This window comes from Nonomuraea sp. NPDC049758 (assembly GCF_040674635.1).
GTDB lineage: Bacteria > Actinomycetota > Actinomycetes > Streptosporangiales > Streptosporangiaceae > Nonomuraea.
On record NZ_JBFAMZ010000046.1, the window covers coordinates 1 to 20,335 of the forward strand.

The window sequence follows — 20,335 nt, forward strand, 5'->3', positions numbered from 1 at the left end:
AATCCACTGCGCAAGACACGAAGATCATTATTCCTTCGTGGAACCCGCAACGAGATCGACGATCCGAGGATCACGCAATCTGCGACAGAGCCAAGCTGCGTGAGGGGCAGGTCGCCAACCGGCCGATCTACGTGGCGATGGCGGTCACCGTCGATGGCGAGCGCGACATTCTCGGCTTGTGGGCTGGCGACGGCGGTGAGGGCGCCAAGTTCTGGCTGCACGTGCTGACCGAGATCAAGAACCGCGGCGTGGGTGATGCGCTGATGGTGGTCTGCGACGGTCTGAAGGGGCTGCCCCAGGCCATCGAGAGCGTCTGGCCGCAAGCTGTCGTCCAGACATGTGTGGTGCATCTGCTGCGTGCCTCGTTCCGGTACGCGGCCCGTCAGCACTGGGATGCCATCGCCAAGGCGCTCAAGCCGGTCTACACCGCCCCGACCGAGGCCGCCGCGCTGGAGCGGTTCTGCGAGTTCGCCGAGGTCTGGGGCGGCAGGTACCCGGCGATCGTGAAGTTGTGGGAGGACGCCTGGGCCGAGTTCGTGCCCTTCCTCAACTTCGACACCGAGATTCGCCGGGTGATCTGCTCGACCAACGCCATCGAGTCGGTCAACGCCCGGATCCGGCGGGCGGTCAAGGCCCGCGGCCACTTCCCGAACGAGCAGGCCGCGCTCAAGTGCGTCCACATGGCGATCATGAGTCTGGACCCGACCGGCAAGGGCCGCAAACGCTGGATCACCCGCTGGAAGGCCGCCCTGAACGCCTTCGCCATCACCTTCGAAGGCCGTCTCACCCCGACCACCCGTTAATCACGCAAGATCGAGATACACCACTGACTGGACACACCCAATTAGCGCTCCTGCTCGGCGATCCGCGCGTCCCTCTCCGCGAGCCGCTGCCAAGGACCACTTCGAGGTTCGGATCGCGGGGCGGGGTGGTGTCAGCCAAAGGATGTAGCCCGATTTCCTCAACTGGCAGGAAGCCGCGCGAAGAGGGCCCAAATACGGTGTTTCGAAGACACCGCCCGCCCGACCCTCTCGAAAAGGATTGTTATGGCCTCCGCCCGTAAAACGCTACTCACTGGCTCGATCACCTTCGTGGCGGGACTGGCGCTTTGGCTGTTCGGACCGGATGGGGAGATCTTCATCTTCACACCGTCCAAGGTCGGCGTGGTCCTCATGGTCATCGGAGGCATGGAGACCCTGTATGGCCTCTACAAGAGCGTGCGTGGCAAGTACGTGGAGCGCACCTAGCAGGTGATGTCGCGCCGATCGCGCAAGATTTCGACGCCGTCGCCGTCAAGGTCATCGCAATACACCGAGCGCCCGGTCGTTGCCATCACCAGCGCAAGGGTGGTGCCGGACACCAGCGGCCCGGAGCCTGTGGTGAAGGGGCCGTCGGTGGCGGCGAGTCGCAGGCCGACGATCCGCCTCTTGGCGGCGACGACCATGTCCGAGCCCCGGTAGTACCCGGCCACCTGAGTGAGGGTCTCGATCGGATAGGCGTGACGAATGCCCAGCGGTCGCCGGATGTCCTCGGCATGCACGATCGTCTCACCCAGCATCGCCATGATCGGGAGAGGCGGTTTGGTCGTGCTCGTGATGACGCGGCGGAACCTGTCATGTGTCTCGGCTGCGGTTGCGCCCAACTGTTCGGCCAGCAGCATGGCGACCTGCTTGTCGAAGTCGAACCGGCAGCGGATCACACCCACCAGCCACTGCACGCCGTTGAGGCTCGCCCCTGCGGTGAGGTGCGCCAGCACCTCGCGCACGGTCAACCCGGCGCACAGCGACGGCGTGGCCCACTGCTCGTCGGTCAGATCCGCCAGGTCGGCCGCCAGGGCCGCTCGCTCGGCGTGCACCAGCGGCCAGATGTCGGCCGCGCCGCTGCCCCTTCCGTTCGGTTTCGGATCGGTCATGTCGGACGGCCTCTTATCGAAAATCACAGGATTCCTCGCCTCAGGTCGGTAGGACGATCGAAGGTGAAGACTTCCGCCACGCGATGAAATCGTCGCTCGTGAGCGAGGTTTGGGGCAGCCGGCGGACACGGCACCGCAGAGCGGCCCCGAGCGCCCAGCAACACCGGGCCTCTGGTCCATCAGAAGAACTGATGCCTCAGGCTAGCCGTCTCCCGATGGGTGGGCCTGGACGACTTCGTTCAAAACCGTAAGGCCAGCACGTGTCCCATGCCCGCGCCGAGGGCGCCGGGGAGCGGGCCGCGGGTGCTGCTGGCCGCGCACTACGACGGCGTCGCCGACGACCCCGGCATGCGGCTGCCCGCAGCCGCCGACAACGCCGCCGGCGTGGCCGCCGTCCTGGAGGCCTTCCGCGTCCTGACAGCAGACCCGGCCGCCGGGCCGACCTGGCGGTGGCCTTCCTGGACGCCGAGGAGAGCGGAGCTTGGGGCTCGGCCCACCACGCGCCCGCCATGCCGTCCGACACACTGGTGATCAACCTCGACGGCGCCGCGCACCTGCACCAGGCGCGTTCCTGGCCGTAGCCGAAACTCCGGCCCAAGGGCGAACATCGGTGCACGTCAGCGATATCCGACCAGAATCTCCCAGTCGGTGAGGTCGCTGTGCCGCGTGTGGATCGCCGTCACAGCCCCACTCTGCAGGCTGGACCTTGAACTGCGGGAACGCGCTCGCTGAGCGCATCAGGACGGAAAGTCACGGTAAGCCGCGCAACTCTGGTCCGCTAACGGGACCGTATGACGAGATCGTTCACACGCTCCGAACTGCGGCTGCGGAGCCGCAGTTCGGAGCGCTACTCGTCAGCCCCGTTGGTGCTCCAGAGGTTCTCCTCGTCCAGCGCCCAGACCTCCCTGCTGCCAGGGCGCTGGGACAGCTTCACGTTCGTGTCGCGGTGGCCGTCCGTCGTGGGGAGGGTGACGGGCTCGCGGTGCCAGCCGGTCATGTGCGCGAGGCCGCCTTCGTCGGGGTCGGCGAGCCAGAAGCCGTCATTCCCATCGGAGACGATCTCGCCACCGCCCCACGGCAGGATCTCCTTGCCCACGCGCGATGACCAGGCCGAGCCGTTCCAGTGCGCCAAGATCTGCCTGTTCGGCTCCGACTCGTCCTCCGCGTTCCACGTCATATGCGCGACCACCCAGACATCGTCGGGCGCGGTCGCGACCATGCTGTCGAGCTCGAGCCAGGGCTCCGTGTACTCCCTCAGCGGAGGCAGCGCCAAATCGGGGAGTCGCTGCCAGCGCCGACGGTCCCATTGGGCGACCTGGACGCGGTAATTGCCCCGGGCGCCCGCCACCCAGACCGCGCCGCCGGGTCCTCCTGCGAGCACGTCAGCATTCGGAACCGGTTTGTGCGTGAGGGCCTTCCCTTTGACCAACTGAGTGATCTGCCCAAGGAGCTCATCCTTCACATAGCGATGATGGATGGTCCACAGCTCGGTGTCGCTGACAGCCAGCGCGAAATCCGGCTCGGACGGGAGTGTCCGCTCGGCCCATCCTCGGCCGTTCCATCGAGCCGCACAAGGCTCGTCTTCCCCCTCCTTGACCTCCCTCAGGCCGAACACCCACAGGCTTCCGTCCTCTGCCGCCTCGACCTCGCTCAGGACATCCGAGCAGGTTCGTGGAGGAGCAACCAGCTGCCAGGTGCCTCCGTCGTGGCGCCACACCCTCCCGCGAGTCTCGGTGTCGTTCGTGGCCAGGCATCCCCGGTCCTTGTCCACGTATGGCTTGACCAGAACGTCTCCGAGTCCGACCACCCAGACCGTCCCATCTCGCAGGACCGCCACGTCGTCGGGCCTCCCGTCTGTGATGGTCCTGATGTGACGCCAGTCGTCGACGCGATTGGTGGGGAGGGGGTCGTCCGGTTCCATGGGCGGCAGGTCGTCACAGGGGGGCAAGGGCGCCGGTTTCGCCATGGTGGTGGAGGTCGGCGAGGTGGAGGGAGCGCCCGCGGACGCGTCCGAGCAGGCACAGAGCAGAAGCGAGACAATCAACGCCACCGAACGCCGGGAACCGGACATCCGGTGATCCTATGCCCAAGATCAGCGAGACGCGGGCTGTACGGTTGCAAATGATCAGCCAGGGTGCCGCTCGTCAAGCAGCTGAACGGATCCCGACACATCCGGTGGACGGGAGAGATCACGCGCAGCGTTCACCGAGGTGGACATACAGCGTCCGGCAGGCCCCCGGCCACCTCCTCGACAAGCCACTCACCATCGCGCCCGGCGCGATCGACCCGCCCTGCGCCATTAACCCCTGACCCCGGCACTGGGACGTCGTGCTGTCGAAACCGCACCTGGCACGCCGGCGGCATCAACACCTCCGGCCAGCCCCGCATCGCCCTCATGCTCCAGTACGGCTACCGCTGGCTCCACCCAGTCGACGACCCCGCCCCGCACCTGCTGCAGAGCAAGCACCTCGACCCGGTCACCCGGCAACTCCTCGGCGCCCCCGGCCGCAAGTCGGACGGCTTCCTTGCCAAGGGCGCCGGCGCCGCTCCCTTGCGCCAGTGGCGGGCGGCCCAGGCGCGCACGTGCCAGCCATTCGCTCACGCCATACGGCCGGACCGCTAAACCACAGCGGTCACCGTCGAGCCCAGGCCGCGCAGGAGTGAACCACCACACTGGGGCAGGTGCCGACGACGCCCCACACGGCCATCTGCTCCCGAACGTGTCCCCAGCCGCCAGGTAGCTGATCGCAGGTCCTCAGTCGTTGTCGGTCACTCTGATTCCGGGGAGACGTCGTGGGAGTGGAGGTCCTTGGGTTGGTGGCGAGTAGAGAAGTTAGGGCCTGTGTTGCCATCGGGATTGGGGCGATGTGTGCGGAACGCTCGCCGCTGGTGTCCGCGTCGATGTGCCGGATCGCTGACGACCGGCGTCCCGGAAATTCTGCAAAGAAATCCGGGAGGCGGTGTCGGATCGGGGCGGTGGCGTTCGTAGCAGGGGTGAGGCCGCCCGCAGGGGGCGGCGCCAAGGCGAAGGAATCGGATATGAAGCTGACGACCATGACTCAGGTCACCATCGACGGAGTGATGCAGGGAAACGGCGCCGCGTCGGATGACCGCGGGAACGGATTCGAGCGCGGTGGATGGGCCCGGGGGAAGGGTGACGACGAGACCAGGACGTTCATCACGCAGGCATATCAGCGCGCCGAGGCGTTCCTGTTCGGCCGGCGCACTTATGAGCTGTTCGCCGGCTCTTGGGGGGCAATCGACCAGATGCGTGCACATCCCATCGGCGTGGCCTTGAACGAGACCCCCAAGTACGTTGCCTCGACCACGCTCACCACCCCGCGTTGGCAGGACACGACCGTTCTCCGCGGTGACCTCGCGGCGGCTGTCGGCGAGCTGAAGGCCAAGCCCGGGGGTGAGCTGCAGGTGCACGGCAGTGGCATCCTGATTCAGTGGCTGCTGGAGAACGACCTGGTCGACGAGATGACTCTGATCGTGATCCCGGTGGTTGTCGGCCAGGGCGCGCGGCTGTTCCCCGACGCGGGCCCGGATCTTGCGCTCGACCTGGTCGAATCGCGGGTCGACTCCAAGGGTGTGTCGATCCAGGTCTACCGGCCGGCTGGGCGCCCGCAGTATGCGACAGCCTGAAGTCCCTGGCCATCGGACCACGCTGTCTTGACACCACAGGAGTTGATCTTCCAATGCGGTACCTGGCTTCCGTGATCGATGACAAGAGCGATCCTGGCAGCACGGACAGGCGGCCCGCCATCAGCGCGTTCAACGAACGGCTGATCGCCGAGGGCTACTGGGTCTTCTCGGGCGGACTTGCGGACACCGACGCGGCTACGGTCATCGACAACCGGGGCGAGCAGGCGGTGTTCAGCGACGGGCCTTTCGTGGAGTCGAAGGAGTATCTCGCCGGCGTCTGGGTGTGGGAGGCCCCCGATCTGGATGTGGCGCTCAAGCTCGCCGCGGAGGCGTCGAAGGTCTGCGATCGGAAGATCGAGGTGCGGCCGTTCCTGTGAGCGACGTCGAGGAGGCGATCACCCGGGTCCACCACGAGGAGTGGGCGCGGGTGGTGGCCGCTCTGACCAGGCGTTTCGGTGACCTCGACATCGCCGAGGAGGCGGCGGCCGAGGCGCTCGCGACCGCCGTCGAGCGGTGGCCGGCCGACGGTGTACCGCCCAACCCCGGCGCCTGGCTGACCACCACCGCCAACCGCAAGGCCATCGACCGGATCCGGCGCGAGAACAAGCGCGAAGACAAGCACAAGGAGGCTCAGATGGTGTACGACGACCCGCGTGAGCCTCTCGGCGCCATCGACGACGACCGGCTCCGGCTGATCTTCACCTGCTGCCACCCGGCGCTGGCGATGCAGACCCGCGTAGCGCTGACCCTGCGCATGGTCGGCGGTCTGACCGTGCCCGAGATCGCCCGCGCCTATCTGGTGGCCGAGACCGCCATGGAGCGGCGCATCACCCGCGCGAAAGCCAAGATCAAGGCGGCCCGTATCCCCTATCGGGTACCAGCCGTGGAGGATCTGCCGGCACGCGTGTCTGGCGTCCTCGCCGTGCTGTACCTGGTGTTCAACGAAGGCTACCTGGCGACCGGCCCCGACACCGATCCCCTGCGTCACGGCTTGACAGCCGAGGCGATCCGGCTCACCCGCCTGATCCGTGCTCTCATGCCGGGCGACGGCGAGGTGGCCGGGCTGCTGGCGCTGATGCTCCTCACCGACGCCCGCCGCACCGCCCGGATCTCGGCCGGCGGCGAACTGGTCCCGCTCGACGAGCAGGACCGTAGGGCCTGGGACACAGGTCTGATCGCCGAGGGTCATCGGCTGGTGCGCGAGCGCCTGGCCGCGGCCGCCGCCGGGGCGGCTCCGGGCCGCTACCAGATCCTCGCCGCGATCAACGCCGTGCACACCTCCGCCCGCGACATCCGCGACACCGACTGGTCACAGGTCCTCGCCCTCTACGACCAGCTCGTCCGCCTCGACCCCTCGCCGATCATCGCACTCAACCGGGCCATCGCGGTCGCCGAGCTGGACGGCCCGCAGGTGGCGCTGGCGGCCGTCGATCACCTCGAGGACGCGCTGGCCGGCTATCACGCCTACCACGCCACCCGCGCCGACCTGCTGCGCCGCCTGGGACACAGCGGGCAGTCACGCGCGGCCTACGACAGGGCTATCGAGCTGGCGGGCAACACCGCCGAGACCGCCTACCTGACCCGCCGCCGCGACCAACTGCGGTAGCGCCCACCGATCCCGATCAAACCCCGCGCACAGGGGCGGTCGGCCCGGGCGCCGTGCTGATGCATCCCGCAACCTGTCGTGCCGGCGACCGGTCTCTGCTTCTTCGGCACGGCCGACTCCAGCCCGGCCGCATCCCACGCGTCCCGTCGGCGAGGGCCGGGCGAAAGGTCTTCTGTGCTTCTGCGCGGGCCCCGGAGGACCTTGGCCGACTGTGCCCGGTGGCCGGCCTGCCCGCTCCCCCGCACGCCGACGGCGCCCCGCCGGCCGACCCGGTTGACGTCGTCACCGACGCCAGCGTCCGCTTCGCCACCTACCTGGAGTTGCTCGCCCACCGGCTCGGCGAGCGCGGCCTGGACGACGCCGAGCGTGAGCGCCTGGCCGCCGCGCTGGCGGGTGTGCAGTGGACGGTGGCCCGGGTGAGCGCAGTCGTCGGCATCACCGCTGACTGAATGCGCCAGATCGAGTTACTCGGCAGTAACCGTACAGTGCTGCGACCCGGCGTAACCGGGGGCTCCCGGACTACTGGCCACGCTGCGTATCAAGCTCGGACGTATTGATAGTTCCGAAGCGCCGACACCACGGCGAATGACGCGGATCAGCTCGCGCTATCCGCGACATGCGCGGGCGGGTTCTCCTTGCGAAAACCATTGGTGCCCGGATTGCTCCGATGATGGACTGACGTCCCGCCGTGAGTCTGCCGCGTGACGGAGGTAGTGGTTGTGACGGATTATGACGTGCTTGCCGAGGTGTACGAATGGCTCATCTCGGATGCAAAGTTGCCTCCAGCCGAGTTCGCTGCGTCGTTCGATGACGTCCTCAGTCTCCTGCCGTCGAACGCTCACGTCCTCGACTGTTCGTGCGGAACCGGACAGTTGGCGGTTGGCCTCGCCGGTCGTGGCATGCAGGTTGTCGCAACTGACGCCAGCGAAGCGATGGTTCGTCGGACTGCAGAGTTGTCTGAGGAGTTCGGGGCATCCGTCCGGGCCATGCGGGCGAACTGGGAAGAGTTGCCCGACCATTTCGAGGACGACACGTTCGACATGGTGTTCTGCGTGGGCAACTCGCTTCACCATGCCGCGGGCGCGACAGGCAGGGGTGCTGCTCTGGAGTCGATGTCACGGCTTCTACGCCCTGGCGGGCGCTTGGTGCTCACATCCCGCACTTGGGAACTCGTGAGAGCCAGAGGTTCCCGGCTGGACATCAGTGACCGACTCGTCCGCCGGAAAGGTCGCGATGCCGTCGTGGTCTACCGCTGGGAGATTGCGCCGCATTGGGAGGAGGAGCACCACATCGAGATTGCGATCGCGCAAGTTGATGCGACTGGGCTGGTTCTTGTCCGCTCGGAACTGCTGTCCTGCTGGCCCTACCGGTACGAGGAACTCGAAGTCGAGCTGCACCGGGTCGGACTCCGGACGGAAGTGAGCACGTTCGATCTTGAGGCCGAGAACTACATGGTGGTCGCGAGCAAGGTATAGACACCGGACTCTCAGTGTTATCGAGCGGCTGCGCGCCTGACTCATCCCCAAACGCCCGGCCCGAAACCGACCCTCGGCGGACAACGCCGTCGCGCACAGTGACCTGCGACGATCACCTCACCTTGGGGCTGGGGCCGCGCTCGGGAGGAGAACGCCATCCAGGGTGGTGCTCATCCTGCGGTCGTGCTCAAGCCTGACTGGTTTGCGAGGGGTGCTCATGGGCGCTGGAACGTTAGAGAGGATCGCAGTTTCTCCAGGACCACTTGATCCTCTGGAGCTTCTGCCACCGCGGCCACGAGTACGACTTGGTGCCATCGATCCCGACTCTGATCCAGTTGCTGTCCACCCGGTTCTTGATGACGACCTTGAACCAGACGTCCTCATCGCAGCCGTTGTAGACGGTGATTTTTTGGGTGAGCCGGCCGATCGTGTGCGTGGCGCCCGCGAGGGGGGGCCGCTCCGCGTTTGACAGCGTTGCCGTGATGGAGTGAGCGCTCGTCGACAGGGTGCCCTCGGAACTGGCCGAAGCCGCGGAGGCGGTCGACGAGGCGAGCAGCGTGACGAGAGCTGCGGCGCTGAGGGCCGCCAGGGCCTTCTTGTGGGTCATGAGCTTCCGCCTTCTCTTGCTGGTTTGTTGACGCGTCGCTCGATGCGAGGTTGTGAAGTCAGCATGTGGCGGACCTGTTGACTTCCTGTTGAGCTCGCGTTGAGTAGGCCGCTTTGGGCGGGCCCTGGGGTGCCAGGTCTTGGATGGGGTCGCGGAGCCGCTGGGTGATTGGTGTTCTGTGCGGGCGGCGTGGTCGCGGGCGGCGCGGCCGGCGGCGATGATCGGGGCGATTCTGCGGAGTGGGGGCTTCCAGCCATTGGTGTTCTGGACGCCGCCGCGCGGTCCGGCTGGCTGGTGGGGGGTGTGGTGACTGCCGAGCGCTGGCGCCACCTGGTGAGCGTGTCAGCCCTGGGGCTTGCGGCCTTGGCGCCGGGCGTCAGTCTCAGGAGTGAGGGCCACTCCGAAGCCTTGGCGGCTGATTAGGCCGAGGTTTGGCGGCCCCTCAGGTTCTGTGGTAGCCCCTTGGGGTCAGGGGGCGGGATGACCACGACCCCGGACGGCACCACCTACGGCCCTTGCGGGTTGCGCCTGCCCTCGGTTATCTCGGAGCCTGCCTCCCCGGCGAGGGGCGGGGGATGCGGGGGGCAACGCCCCCGCATCGGACCGCAGGGCCGACAGCTCTTCCCCGCGCGGCCGCCGGCGGTGCTCGATTGAGTCCCCCGGAACCCGTGGTGAGTCTGAGAGGTGCGCTTGCGTCTCGATGGCGGCGCATGGGATGACTGGGGCCGATGCATCCGAACCGGAAGGGAGAGTGACCCCCGTGGGCGCTTTTCGACTCGCGAAGTACTCAGAGAAGGGGGTGTAGGAAAGACCTCGATCACGAACGGGCTCGCGGCCGTGGCCGGCGATCGAGGAATGCGGACGCTGGTGGTCGACCTCGGCCCCCGAGCGACGGCCAGCGTCGAGCTCGGTATCCCGATCCCCGAAACAGGGGACCCCCAGATCTTCACGCTGAATGACCTGCTGCACATCAACATGGGCGATGACGACCCGGTCGCCTCCCACCGGGCGATCCACGACACGATCCACCCGGCGGGGGAGATGTGGCCTGCCACCGTGCACGTCCTTCCGGCGGAACGCAAGCTCGCCCACCGGGAATCGGACAGCGGGCCTATTGAGATGCGCCTCCGGACGGGCCTGGCTGCGGTGGCTGATGACTATGACCCAATCCTGTTCGACCTGCCTCCACGCGCCTGCGGCAAGCTCGTAACGGCCGGCTTGTGACTGTGGATGACGACGATGCTGGCGAGCGGTTCAGCCTCTCGATCGGGGTGCATGAGGACTTCATCGTCGCCCGCGCGGCAGGCGACCTTGATTACGCCTCTGCCGGGCTGCTGCATCGGCAGGTCAAAGACGCCTGGGAGACGACACAGTCAGCTGGCCTCGTGGTGGATCTGAGCGGGCTGGCGTTCTGCGATTCGATGGGTATTGGCGTGCTGGTGCTGTTGCTGAACCAAAGCCGGGAACAGCAGAGCAGCCTGGTCTTGCCGGGCATCCCGGCTCACCTGGAGAGAATCTTGACCATCACCGGCCTGCGGACGGCGTTCCAGGTGCAGGAGTCGGTGGAGGCAGCCACCCGAATCGTGCAGGCATCATTGCCAGGGTCGGCCGCGGTGCCGGACTCTTCGGGCGAGGCCGATCACTGAAACCCTTGCTCGTCGCGTGCGCGACGACCTCGACGTGGGACGGCCCCTGAGAACGACGATCAGGAGGAGGGCCAGGGGGACGCCGCTGCCGGAGATTGACCTACTCGCTCGTGACGGCGATGTACCCAGGCATCTGCGATGTACGGGTCCGCTGAGTTGCCGAAAGATCCCCCGCCGCAGCGAGTGGGCCCAGGCGCAGGCCCGCTCGGCAGCTCTAGGTCACGTCCTTCCTGACGACCCTCAGGATCCCGAGTCCACCTGGGACGATGATCCAAGCCAGCACGGAAGTGGTCAAGCGAGCCCCCGAGTCCCAGGTCCAGCCGTCGCCCAGGAGTGGGCCGGTGGTCGTGTTGAGGTCGAGCCAGGCGGCCAGGGTCTTGCCCGCCTCGCCGAGTTGCGCGACGAAGCTCCACAGCGCCGTGCCGGCCATGCAGACGACGATGGCCGCGGGGGCGTTCAGCAGGAGCAGGCCCGTCGCCAGGCCCTGCGCGGTCAGCAGCACCATCACCGCGATCCAGCCGGCCACGGTGCCGGGGGCGACATGCCAGGACGGGTCCACGCCGCGTACGGCCGCCGTGACCGCCGTCGCCGGCACCGCCGCCACCAGCGCGAACAGGCACGCCACCACGGTCATGCCCAGCGCCGGCAGGCACTTGGCCGCCACCACCCGCGCCCGCCGGGGCTCCAGTGCGAACGTCGTCAGCGCCGTACGGTGACTCCACTCCCCCGTCATCGTCAGCACGGCCAGCACGGGCAGCAGGATCCCCAGCGGGACGGCGGCGCTGCCGGCCAGCGTGAACAGCTTCGGCGGACCGGTCAGCACGGTGGCCCGGCCCACGACCATCGCGACCGCCAGGACGGCCATGACCGCTGTGATGATCATGCTGCTGCGCGTGTCGAACAGCTTGCGGGTCTCGACCCGCAGCAGCCGCCCGAAGGGGACGCCGGTCATGTGAGGCTCCTGTCGATGCCGGAGGTCAGGTCGAGGAAGGCGCGTTCGAGGCCGTGGCCGAGGCTCAGCTCGGCGACCGTGCCCTGGGCCAGCACCCGGCCGCCACCGATCATGACGACGTGGTCGGCGACCTGCTCGACCTCGTGCAGCAGGTGGGAGCTGAGCAGGACCGCGCAACCGCCGTCGGCCAGGTCGCGCAGTAGCCCGCGCATCCACTGGATGCCCTGCGGGTCGAGGCCGTTGACCGGCTCGTCCAGCACGAGCGCGCGAGGGCGGCCGAGCAGCGCGTGACCGATGCCGAGCCGCTGCCGCATGCCGAGCGAGTAGCCGCCGACGGCCCGGCGGCCCTCGCGGCCGGACAGGCCGACCATCTCCAGCACCTCGCCCACGCGCGACCTGGGCAGGCCGAGCATCAGCGCGCCGAGGGTGAGCACCTCCCTGCCGGTGCGGCCGGGATGGCAGGCGCCCGCGTCGAGCAGCGTGCCGACGTCGAAGCCGGGACGGTCGAGCCGCGCGTACGGCCGGCCGAGCACGGTCGCCGAGCCCGACGTGGCACGGACAAGCCCGGCCAGGATGCGCAGAGCGGTGGATTTCCCGGCGCCGTTGGGCCCGAGGAAGCCGGTGACGGCGCCCGGCGGCGCGGTGAAGGACACGTCGTCGAGGGCCTTCACCCCCTTGTACGCCTTGCTGACGCGGTGGAATTCGATCACGGGTCAAGTCCACCGCAACAGGGCCCGCCCGTTCATCGGACGTGGGTCCACACTTGGCGGGCAGATGTAGACCCAGGTCTGCACGACGCTAGCCCCAGGTCGCTAAAACCGCAGGCAGCGGCGATTTAGGGTGGAGCACGTGCACGTCCCCTCTCCCGACCGGCCGACGGCGGCGGTGCCGTACCTGCTGGCGGCGCTGCCGCTCGTCCTGATGCTGATCGGGCTGGTCGCCCGCGGGCCGTCCGACCTCGCCGTGGCGCTCGTCGATCTGGGTCTCGGTGCGGCCGCCCTCGTCCTGCTGGTCCGGCGGCGCCGCCATCCGTGGCAGACGGCGCTGGTCACCGCGCTGGCCACGGCCTTCTCCCTGACGGCGCTCGGCCCGGCCGTGGTCGCGTACACCTCGCTGGCCGCGCTGCGGCGGTGGCGATGGGCGGCCTCGGCGGCGGCGGTCTTCCTCGCCAGTGTGGTGTTCTCGACCCGATGGGCGGACAGGTGGGAGCTCACGCTCTTCTACGCCGGGGCGGGGGCCGTCGTCCTGGGCGGGAGCACCCTGTTCGGGCTGCTGCTGGCCCTCCGGCGCGACCTGGCCGCCGCCCGGACGGCCGCGCTGGCCGACGCGCAGGCGCAGCGGGTGGAGCAGGCAAAGCTGGAGGAACGCCTCAAGATCGCCCAGGAGATGCACGACGTGCTGGCGCACCGGATCTCGCTGCTGGCGATGCTGGCGGGCGGGCTGGCATACCGCGAGGACCTGTCGGCCGAGCAGACCCGCGAGACCGCGCACGCCATCCAGGAGAACGCCCACCAGTCGCTCGACGAGCTGCGTGCGGTGCTCGGCACGCTGCGCCGCGAGGACGGTCTCGCCCCGCCGCAGCCGACGCTCGCCCACCTCGGCGCGCTGTTCGACGAGGTGCGTGCCGTCGGGCAGCGGGTCGAGGTGGACGACGCGATCTCCGGCCGCGAGTCGCTGCCCGCGCAGACCGGGCGGCACGCGTACCGGATCGTGCAGGAGGCGCTCACGAACGCGCGCAAGCACGCGCCCGGCAGCGCCGTGACGGCCGAACTGGGCGGGCGGCCCGGCGACGGCCTGCGAATCCGGGTGAGCAACGCCGCCCCGCCCGGCGGCGGCACCGGCCCAGGCGGCCGCCTGGGCCTGATCGGGCTGGCCGAACGGACCCGGATGGCCGGCGGCACCCTCACTCACGCCGTACGAGATGGGCGTTTTGTCCTGGATGCCCAGTTGCCGTGGGAGGCTTGACCTCGTGATCAGAGTGGTGATCGTGGACGACGACCCGATGGTGCGCACCGGGCTGCGCCTCATCCTCGGCGGTGAGCCAGACCTCGACCTGGCCGGCGAGGCCGCCGACGGCAAGCAGGCCATGGACGTGATCCGGGCTCTGCGTCCCCACGTCGTGCTGATGGACATCCGCATGCCGGAGCAGGACGGCCTCACCACTACCGAGCTGCTGCTCAACCGGCCGTCGCCGCCCCGGATCCTGGTGCTGACCACGTTCGACGCCGACGACCTCGTGCTGCGTGCGCTGCGGCTCGGTGCGCACGGCTTCCTGCTGAAGGACGCGCCGCCGCCGAAGATGATCGAGGCCGTGCGGGCCGTGGCGCGGGGTGAGCCCGTGCTGTCGCCGAGCGTGGCCCGCCAGGTCATCGCCGCCGCCACCGGCGGCCAGGAGTCGCGCCGGCGGCAGGCGCTGGCGGAGCTGGCCGTGCTCACCGAGCGCGAGCGCGATGTCGCGGTCGAGGTCGCGAGGGGCGGCTCCAACGCCGAGATCGCAGCCGGCCTGTCGGTCAGCGTGGCGACGGTGAAGGCCAACATCACCCGCATCTTCGCCAAGCTGGGTGCGGACAACCGCGTTCACGTCGCCATGAAGGTCCGCGACGCGGGGCTCCTGTGATCGGCGACGTGGGCCGACGACGTGGAACTACTTCATGACCTTTTCGAAAGCTAGCTGCGCCACCGGCGACAAGATTACGCCTAGAACAAAAAGGATCACGCCTATAACAACGTTCGATCTATTCGATTTTCTGATAAAACGCTCCCACGTTCTATAGGTGGCATGCACATGCTCCAGCAGCAAGTTCTCCAGCGCGCGAAGATTGGTCAGCTGCCCTCTGACTTTTTCTATATTATGTTCGAGAGACAAGCTCGGCGAGAACCTGCACTTCCTCTAGAATTTCCCGAAGACGGAGCATTTTCCGTTCTCTCGTCATACTCCCGACATGGGGGGTTGTGAGATCCAAAAGAACGTATCCGAACCAGAGGAGCGATAGGCCGCCAATCAGGATTACTGCTCCCATGATTGCCTGCACGTCCGACGCGGGCTGGGCAAGAATCAGGGCGCTACACAGCAGCGCGATGACACCGCACCAAGCAGTCGCCGCCCCCATGGGGCGAACCCAATTGGTTTCCCGCGCCCACTCCTCGAGACGATTGCCGCCTCTCTCGAACCGGGCAAACCATCCCCTGGCCCGCTCCACTGATGGCTTCTTGGGCCCGTTCATGAAGCTCGGTATACCCGCACCTCTGACGCTTCAAAGGGCATGGAATTACGGATCGACATAAGGCCATTTACGATCAGCTCAACAACTTCCACCAGTCAGCCGAGGGTAAGAGCAGTTCTGGCGCGGCACCTTCCCAGAGGCCCTGCGCTGGATGCCGTCCAGGTCAACAACCCGCGCGGCCGGGGGCTCGGCGCTCAGCTGAATGACCACTCACAAGATGGAGCCCGCTGACGGCTGGGGACCTCGGACACGGTCCTCCATGACGCGTCGGTGGCGGCCGGGCCGGCATGGCATCGCGCGACGGCAGAATGTTCGGCGCGCTGCCGCGTCAGCCAGTTGATGTGGCGCTCGGGCCTCGGGGGCCTGGCTTGAACCCGAAGGCCTGGCGGTCGGCGCCGTCCCGGCGCTTCTGGCCGTCGTAGGGCCGCGGAAGCATCGCAGGTGACAGGGGGCCGATGATGAACTGAGCCCCCGCTTCGTAACAGTGGGCCGCCAGGCGCGGAATCGCGTACGTGAGTCTTTTCCGACGCTCCTTCCGGCCGCTGTCTCGCCCACCCGACCTGCGGCCTCCACGGTCGATGTGGTGGTGGGCTCTGCCTGCGACGCTACTGGTCGGCGCGGCGGTGACGCTGCTGCTGGCCGTGCGCCGTCAGCGCCGCCGGGAGCTGGCCACCGCGCAGCTCGGCAACGCTCACCGGTTCGCCTGGTCGGCCTGTACGCGCTGGAGCGCCTGGCCCAGGACACCCCGGTGCTGCGGCAGACGATCGTGGACGTGATCTGCTCATATCTGCGCATGTCGTACACGCCGCCGCGCGACGACCGTGACGAGAAGATCCGTGCCGCTCAGCCAAGGGCACGGTTGACGGCCGCGACGTAGCGGTAGAACGCGTTCGTACGGTTGGCGGGGTTCTCAACCCAGGCGCGAGTCAGCTTGCCGCCGTCGAAGAACCGCTCCCGCTGGCCCCGGCTGATCTCCAACTGCACTCCCATGCCTCTGCGGTTCCTGTTTGCGATGTTGCGGGTGCTCGTGCCGCCGATCTCCGTGGGCACGGACGCCGCGACGGGGAACCCGGCGGCGCGCAGCTCGGCCTTCACCTTCTTGATCAACGCCGTGTCTCGTCCACCGACGTAAGTGGTGGCGCCGGTGCCTGCGGCGGCGTGCCAGGAGATGGTGTAGTCGACGCCCGTCACCACCGCGAGCGCCTTGGGTTCGTCGAAGTGCGTGGCGGTGATGTGCAGAGCGCTGTTGCCGGAGGCCTTGATGCCCTCGAACGAGTAGTAGGCGTGCCTGCGGCCTGCGGCCTGGTCGGCGAGCTGCGACGTGGGCGCCTCGATGGCGCCGCCGTGGATGGCGATGTGCGCCACCCGCGCTCCGCGGGGGACGCGCTGGACGCGGCGGTAGTCCCTGCCCTCGGTCTCCTGGGCGGAGAGCTGGGCGTAGCCGGCGTAGACATCGCGCGCGCTCACCTGCGCCGTGGACACGGCGTGCGCGGCAGGGGCAAGGCCGATCACGAGCAGGCCCGCGACGGCGATGGACAGCGTCTTCTTCACGTGAAACCTTCCGACGATCTTCCTGGGCCGCCATCATGCCAGGTACGCGTGCCCATCTTGACTCGCGGGATCGCCCTGGCTCCCCACCCCGGCCGGTGCGGAGCCGTCCCGGACTCGAACCAACCATGCGGCGTATGTGCAAAGTTCGTGTCGTTCACGCCAGACTGGCCAGCCGGCAGCATGGAGGCAGGCAGGGCCAGTCGTCTTCCAACTGCTCTTCCTGGGCCGACCCGCGGGCGCGCCTGCTGGACGGCGCGCAGTGGGAGGCGGTCCAGGCGGACGTCCTGCAGGGGCTGAGCCTTGAGGAGCCGGTGGCCGAGCACCTGGCTCGGACGAGTACGGGCGCTGGACGCGGCCTGGCAGTTGATGGTCGAGCGGCTGCCGCGGCTTCTCCGGCTCCCGGACGGCAGCACGCGCACACCGGTCGCGCCCGCCTGGGCTACGACCGCGCCCGCGCCCTGCTGGACACCTACGCCGGCCTCGATCCGCACCAGCTGCGCCACAGCGCCGCCACCCACCTCGGCGACGCCGAAGTCCCGCTGCAGCTCATCATGGGCAAGACCCGGCGCAAGAAACCCCAGCACCGCCATGCGCTACGTCAAACCCGGCCCCGAAACCATCGCCAAGGTCACTGAGGTGCTCGCCCCCCGCCGCCGCACCCACTGATCAACCCAGTGGCGGCTTGCCCGGGGCTGCAGGAGGTCGGGGCCATCACGTCACGGACCACTGACAGGCGAAGAAGCCCCAGGTCGCTACCGCAGATTCCTGCACCCAGCCTCCTCGAAGGCCGTTCTGCCAGGACGTACGATTGCGCACTGCCGGCGAAGCTGGCGCTACGGAAAGCCCGGCTGAAGTACGCGGAGCGGCGACCGTCGTGATCGGACGGGCGGCCGGCAGGGGCCGGCCAGTTCGCGCTTCACCGGTGCAGGTCGCCAAGAACGTCAACTAGCTGGCGCAGCCGCCGAGGGACATCGATCGATGCCTCGTCTCGCCAGGTCGGCTGCGATGCCGTCCAGGACACCGGCAAGACCTGAGGCGAACAAGGCGTCCAGATCCCAGGGGGTGGCGCCTGCGCGCATGGCGCGGGCGAGCCGGGGATAGGCTCCGGGCGCGAAAAGCGGATTCTGCGCCTCGTTCGAGGCTGTCGTCCCCTGGGTGTGGACGAATCCCGCTTGCCGTTCCGCCTCCACATCGCTGATGTAGGTCAGCGCCACGCCTTGCACGTATGAGGCGAACATGAACATGTAGCGGAAAGCCTCCGCGGGTTCGAGATCGAGCTCGTCGAATGCGGAGAAGGCGCTTTCACTGTCCGCCGCGAGAGCCGGACTGAAGTGCGCGCGGGTCGTCACCATGACCCTCGGCAGGATCCACGGGTGGCGGTGGTACAGGTCCCAGTCACGGTATGCGGCGCGTTCGAGGCCGTGGCGCCAGTTCTGCGGCGCCGAGTCGGGCAGGGGCACGTCGGTCATCGCGGCCTCCACCATCAGGGTCACCAGGTCGTCCTTGGAGGCCACATGCCGGTACAAGGACATGACGGCGGTGCCGAGGTCCATGGCGACCCGTCGCATCGACAGCGCGTCGAGCCCCTCCGCGTCCGCGATGGCGATCCCGGCTCGCACGATGCGCTCAACGGTGAGATGCGGCGCGCCGTCATTGTCGTCCGGGGCGTCGGCCGGCGCTTCCGCTCTGCGTGCCCGGTACGCCTTCGCCTGGCACGCGCGGGAGCAGTAGAGCCTCGGCCGTCCCCGATCCGTGGGCTGCAGCGACTTTCCACATGACTCGCATGCCGGTTGCGCCGACATCACCACACTCCTTTTCGTCACGCTGCCAGGGTTGTGTCGAAATTCTAGCCCATCGATACGTAGGTGCACAGTGTCACCAGCCCACAATGCTGTTGGACGCACCCCACGTGCATGCGTATGCTGTACGCCGCGACGCGTACAAAGTACGCATCAACTCGACTCAGGAACCGAGAAAATGACTGAAGCAGACAGAACAGCCGGAGTCAGGGAGTGGATGGGGCTCGCGGTCCTGGTACTGCCCTGCGTGCTGGCATCCATGGATATGTCCGTGATGTTCGTTGCACTGCCGTCCCTGACGGCCGACCTCAAGCCGAGCAGCTCCGAACTGTTGTGGATCATGGACGCGTACGGCTTCCTCCTCGCCGGGCTGCTCATCACGATGGGCACACTCGGTGATCGGATCGGACGGCGGCGGGTGCTGCTCGCCGGCGCCGCAGCCTTCGGCATCGCCTCCGTGCTGGCGGCCTATTCGACCAGCCCCGGGACGCTCATCGCGGCCCGCGCGCTCCTGGGCATCGCCGGCTCCACGCTGGCGCCGTCCACGCTGTCCCTGATCCGGAACATGTTTCACGACGCCAAACAGCGGGCCACCGCGGTCGGCGTCTGGACGGCGGGCTTCGCGGGCGGCGCCGTACTCGGCCCGATCATCGGCGGTCTGCTGCTGGAGCGCTTCTGGTGGGGATCGGTCTTTCTGATCAACGTGCCGGTGATGGTCCTGCTCCTGGTCCTCGGCCCGCTGCTGCTCCCCGAATACCGCGATCCCAGGCCGGGCCGTTTCGACCTGCTCGGCGCTGCCTTGTCCATCCTGGCCGTGCTCGGCGTCATCTACGGCATCAAACTGATGGCGGAGGACGGCTTCGAGTGGAGCTCCCTGGCGTACGTCGCCGCCGGGCTCGCCATGGGGGCCGTGTTCCTCCACCGTCAGCGCGTGGCCGCGAACCCGATGATCGACCTTGCGCTGTTCCGCACACGCCGGTTCAACGTGCCTTTGCTCATCGACGCGCTGGCCACGTTCGGACTGGTCGGCTTCAGCCTGTTCAACTGGCAGTTCATGCAGCTCGTCCTGGGCATGGGACCGCTGGAGTCGGCCCTGTGGGCCTTGCCCACCTTTCTCGTGATGCCCCTGGGCATCGCGCTGGCCACCGCGACCGCACCCCACATCGGCAAACCCAAGGTGATCGCCGCCGGGCTGCTCATGGCAGCCGCCGGCTACGCCATGCTGACCCTGATCCAGGCCGATTCGGGAGTCGTCTACCTCGTCAGCGGACTGACGATAGTCGCGACCGGTATCGGCGGGGTCGCCGCCGTGGTTACCGACCTGATCCTGTCCGCCGCACCACCGAAGCGGGCCGGGATGGCCTCCGCCATGGCCGAGACCTCGGCCGAGTTCGGCGGGGCGCTGGGCATCGCGATCCTGGGCAGCATCGGCACCGCCGTCTACCGTTCAGAGCTGGCCGCCAAGGCTCCTGACGCCCTCACGCCCAAGGAGTTGGAGGCAGCGCGGGACACCCTCGGCGGCGCCGTCGACACCGCCGCGACCCTCCCGGAGGGCACCGCCGAAGCCTTGCGGAACGTGGCATTCGACGCCTTCGCCCGAGAGATGCGGATCGCCGCGGTGGTCAGTGTCGTCCTGATGGCGGGCGCGGCCATCCTTGTCGTCACCCTGCTCCGTACCGGACACGCCCGGCCCGAATCCGCAGCAGAACACCGTGACCTGGACCCCACGGCAACCTCATCGTGAACAAAGATCTCGCGGGCCGTACCGGCGCCGGTCCGCGAGGCCGTTCATGAGCGCCTGGCCCACTACCCCCGACGTTGCCCTGGTCATCGTCCGCTTGTGACCTCGCGGCCTCGCCTGAGCCGGAATCCCCTGATCAAGTGATCGGGCCCGTCCCAGCGCCCATCCCGTGAG

General features: G+C 68.2%; 21 protein-coding genes. 14 read left to right on the top strand and 7 right to left on the bottom strand.

Annotation, left to right across the window (positions count from 1 at the left end; genetic code table 11):
• On the top strand, positions 1-803 hold an 803-nt coding region (locus AB0J46_RS50670; RefSeq protein ID WP_364344295.1), incomplete at its 5' end, for an IS256 family transposase.
• 243 nt (positions 804-1,046) lie between these two features.
• The gene (locus AB0J46_RS50675) at positions 1,047-1,247 is read left to right on the top strand and encodes a DUF5708 family protein (protein WP_364344298.1); all 201 of its coding nucleotides are present in this window, start codon (positions 1,047-1,049) and stop codon (positions 1,245-1,247) included.
• On the opposite strand, the gene AB0J46_RS50680 is transcribed toward AB0J46_RS50675, so the two are convergent.
• A complete protein-coding gene (locus tag AB0J46_RS50680; RefSeq protein ID WP_364344301.1) occupies positions 1,244-1,912 on the bottom strand; it encodes a maleylpyruvate isomerase family mycothiol-dependent enzyme in 669 nt (222 codons plus the stop codon). The genes AB0J46_RS50675 and AB0J46_RS50680 overlap by 4 nt on opposite strands.
• A gap of 267 nt (positions 1,913-2,179) precedes the next feature.
• On the opposite strand from AB0J46_RS50680, the gene AB0J46_RS50685 reads away from it, so the two are divergent.
• A complete protein-coding gene (locus AB0J46_RS50685) occupies positions 2,180-2,443 on the top strand; it encodes a M28 family peptidase (protein ID WP_364344304.1) in 264 nt (87 codons plus the stop codon).
• A gap of 316 nt (positions 2,444-2,759) precedes the next feature.
• On the opposite strand, the gene AB0J46_RS50690 is transcribed toward AB0J46_RS50685, so the two are convergent.
• Complete coding sequence (locus tag AB0J46_RS50690; RefSeq protein WP_364344307.1) at positions 2,760-3,983, bottom strand: hypothetical protein; 1,224 nt, start codon at positions 3,981-3,983, stop codon at positions 2,760-2,762.
• Between the two features lie 968 nt (positions 3,984-4,951).
• On the opposite strand from AB0J46_RS50690, the gene AB0J46_RS50695 reads away from it, so the two are divergent.
• The 5 genes from AB0J46_RS50695 to AB0J46_RS50715 all read left to right on the top strand — a co-directional run bounded on the left by AB0J46_RS50695 (position 4,952) and on the right by AB0J46_RS50715 (position 8,641).
• Positions 4,952-5,560: a dihydrofolate reductase family protein gene (locus AB0J46_RS50695; RefSeq protein ID WP_364344310.1), complete on the top strand. Its 609-nt coding sequence runs from the start codon at positions 4,952-4,954 to the stop codon at positions 5,558-5,560.
• Between the two features lie 53 nt (positions 5,561-5,613).
• Entirely contained in the window at positions 5,614-5,937 is a 324-nt protein-coding gene (locus AB0J46_RS50700; protein ID WP_364344313.1) for a YciI family protein, read from the top strand.
• Positions 5,934-7,166 (top strand): DUF6596 domain-containing protein, encoded by a 1,233-nt coding sequence (locus tag AB0J46_RS50705; protein WP_364344316.1) that lies wholly within the window; start codon positions 5,934-5,936, stop codon positions 7,164-7,166. Before AB0J46_RS50700 ends, AB0J46_RS50705 begins: the two co-directional genes overlap by 4 nt.
• Before the next feature lie 218 nt (positions 7,167-7,384).
• A complete protein-coding gene (locus AB0J46_RS50710) occupies positions 7,385-7,615 on the top strand; it encodes a hypothetical protein (RefSeq protein WP_364344319.1) in 231 nt (76 codons plus the stop codon).
• Between the two features lie 252 nt (positions 7,616-7,867).
• Positions 7,868-8,641, top strand: a complete 774-nt coding sequence (locus AB0J46_RS50715; RefSeq protein ID WP_364344322.1) for a class I SAM-dependent methyltransferase — start codon at positions 7,868-7,870, stop codon at positions 8,639-8,641.
• A 232-nt stretch (positions 8,642-8,873) separates the two neighbouring features.
• Here AB0J46_RS50715 and AB0J46_RS50720 read toward each other — a convergent pair whose 3' ends face one another.
• Positions 8,874-9,248: a hypothetical protein gene (locus AB0J46_RS50720; protein ID WP_364344325.1), complete on the bottom strand. Its 375-nt coding sequence runs from the start codon at positions 9,246-9,248 to the stop codon at positions 8,874-8,876.
• Positions 9,249-9,932: 684 nt separating this feature from the next.
• Between AB0J46_RS50720 and AB0J46_RS50725 the strand changes: the two genes are divergently transcribed.
• Positions 9,933-10,472 (top strand): AAA family ATPase, encoded by a 540-nt coding sequence (locus tag AB0J46_RS50725; RefSeq protein ID WP_364344327.1) that lies wholly within the window; start codon positions 9,933-9,935, stop codon positions 10,470-10,472.
• A gap of 2 nt (positions 10,473-10,474) precedes the next feature.
• Positions 10,475-10,894 (top strand): STAS domain-containing protein, encoded by a 420-nt coding sequence (locus AB0J46_RS50730; RefSeq protein WP_364344330.1) that lies wholly within the window; start codon positions 10,475-10,477, stop codon positions 10,892-10,894.
• Positions 10,895-11,108: 214 nt separating this feature from the next.
• Here AB0J46_RS50730 and AB0J46_RS50735 read toward each other — a convergent pair whose 3' ends face one another.
• Both AB0J46_RS50735 and AB0J46_RS50740 read right to left on the bottom strand, forming a co-directional pair.
• Complete coding sequence (locus tag AB0J46_RS50735) at positions 11,109-11,846, bottom strand: hypothetical protein (RefSeq protein WP_364344333.1); 738 nt, start codon at positions 11,844-11,846, stop codon at positions 11,109-11,111.
• Positions 11,843-12,556 (bottom strand): ATP-binding cassette domain-containing protein, encoded by a 714-nt coding sequence (locus AB0J46_RS50740; protein ID WP_364344336.1) that lies wholly within the window; start codon positions 12,554-12,556, stop codon positions 11,843-11,845. Before AB0J46_RS50740 ends, AB0J46_RS50735 begins: the two co-directional genes overlap by 4 nt.
• Before the next feature lie 139 nt (positions 12,557-12,695).
• On the opposite strand from AB0J46_RS50740, the gene AB0J46_RS50745 reads away from it, so the two are divergent.
• Both AB0J46_RS50745 and AB0J46_RS50750 read left to right on the top strand, forming a co-directional pair.
• Positions 12,696-13,811, top strand: coding sequence for a histidine kinase (locus tag AB0J46_RS50745; protein WP_364344339.1), 1,116 nt, complete (start codon positions 12,696-12,698; stop codon positions 13,809-13,811).
• A gap of 4 nt (positions 13,812-13,815) precedes the next feature.
• Complete coding sequence (locus AB0J46_RS50750; protein WP_364344342.1) at positions 13,816-14,463, top strand: response regulator transcription factor; 648 nt, start codon at positions 13,816-13,818, stop codon at positions 14,461-14,463.
• Positions 14,464-15,913: 1,450 nt separating this feature from the next.
• On the opposite strand, the gene AB0J46_RS50755 is transcribed toward AB0J46_RS50750, so the two are convergent.
• A complete protein-coding gene (locus AB0J46_RS50755) occupies positions 15,914-16,621 on the bottom strand; it encodes a poly-gamma-glutamate hydrolase family protein (RefSeq protein ID WP_364344345.1) in 708 nt (235 codons plus the stop codon).
• A 134-nt stretch (positions 16,622-16,755) separates the two neighbouring features.
• Here AB0J46_RS50755 and AB0J46_RS50760 point away from each other — a divergent pair, with 134 nt between their 5' ends.
• Complete coding sequence (locus AB0J46_RS50760; RefSeq protein WP_364344348.1) at positions 16,756-17,256, top strand: hypothetical protein; 501 nt, start codon at positions 16,756-16,758, stop codon at positions 17,254-17,256.
• Between the two features lie 306 nt (positions 17,257-17,562).
• On the opposite strand, the gene AB0J46_RS50765 is transcribed toward AB0J46_RS50760, so the two are convergent.
• Positions 17,563-18,423 carry a TetR/AcrR family transcriptional regulator C-terminal domain-containing protein gene (locus AB0J46_RS50765; RefSeq protein ID WP_364344351.1) on the bottom strand — a complete coding sequence of 287 codons (861 nt, stop codon included), beginning with the start codon at positions 18,421-18,423 and terminating at the stop codon, positions 17,563-17,565.
• A gap of 214 nt (positions 18,424-18,637) precedes the next feature.
• On the opposite strand from AB0J46_RS50765, the gene AB0J46_RS50770 reads away from it, so the two are divergent.
• Positions 18,638-20,164, top strand: a complete 1,527-nt coding sequence (locus AB0J46_RS50770) for an MFS transporter (protein WP_364344354.1) — start codon at positions 18,638-18,640, stop codon at positions 20,162-20,164.
• The last annotated feature ends 171 nt before the right edge of the window (positions 20,165-20,335 follow it).

Bases quoted from the DNA above. Each gene is read 5' to 3' on its own strand.
- AB0J46_RS50675 (WP_364344298.1), top strand. From the start codon at position 1,047: ATGGCCTCCGCCCGTAAAACGCTACTCACTGGCTCGATCACCTTCGTG.
- AB0J46_RS50680 (WP_364344301.1), bottom strand. From the start codon at position 1,912: ATGACCGATCCGAAACCGAACGGAAGGGGCAGCGGCGCGGCCGACATC.
- AB0J46_RS50685 (WP_364344304.1), top strand. From the start codon at position 2,180: ATGCCCGCGCCGAGGGCGCCGGGGAGCGGGCCGCGGGTGCTGCTGGCC.
- AB0J46_RS50690 (WP_364344307.1), bottom strand. From the start codon at position 3,983: ATGTCCGGTTCCCGGCGTTCGGTGGCGTTGATTGTCTCGCTTCTGCTC.
- AB0J46_RS50695 (WP_364344310.1), top strand. From the start codon at position 4,952: ATGAAGCTGACGACCATGACTCAGGTCACCATCGACGGAGTGATGCAG.
- AB0J46_RS50700 (WP_364344313.1), top strand. From the start codon at position 5,614: ATGCGGTACCTGGCTTCCGTGATCGATGACAAGAGCGATCCTGGCAGC.
- AB0J46_RS50720 (WP_364344325.1), bottom strand. From the start codon at position 9,248: ATGACCCACAAGAAGGCCCTGGCGGCCCTCAGCGCCGCAGCTCTCGTC.
- AB0J46_RS50735 (WP_364344333.1), bottom strand. From the start codon at position 11,846: ATGACCGGCGTCCCCTTCGGGCGGCTGCTGCGGGTCGAGACCCGCAAG.
- AB0J46_RS50760 (WP_364344348.1), top strand. From the start codon at position 16,756: ATGTGCAAAGTTCGTGTCGTTCACGCCAGACTGGCCAGCCGGCAGCAT.
- AB0J46_RS50765 (WP_364344351.1), bottom strand. From the start codon at position 18,423: ATGTCGGCGCAACCGGCATGCGAGTCATGTGGAAAGTCGCTGCAGCCC.
- AB0J46_RS50770 (WP_364344354.1), top strand. From the start codon at position 18,638: ATGGGGCTCGCGGTCCTGGTACTGCCCTGCGTGCTGGCATCCATGGAT.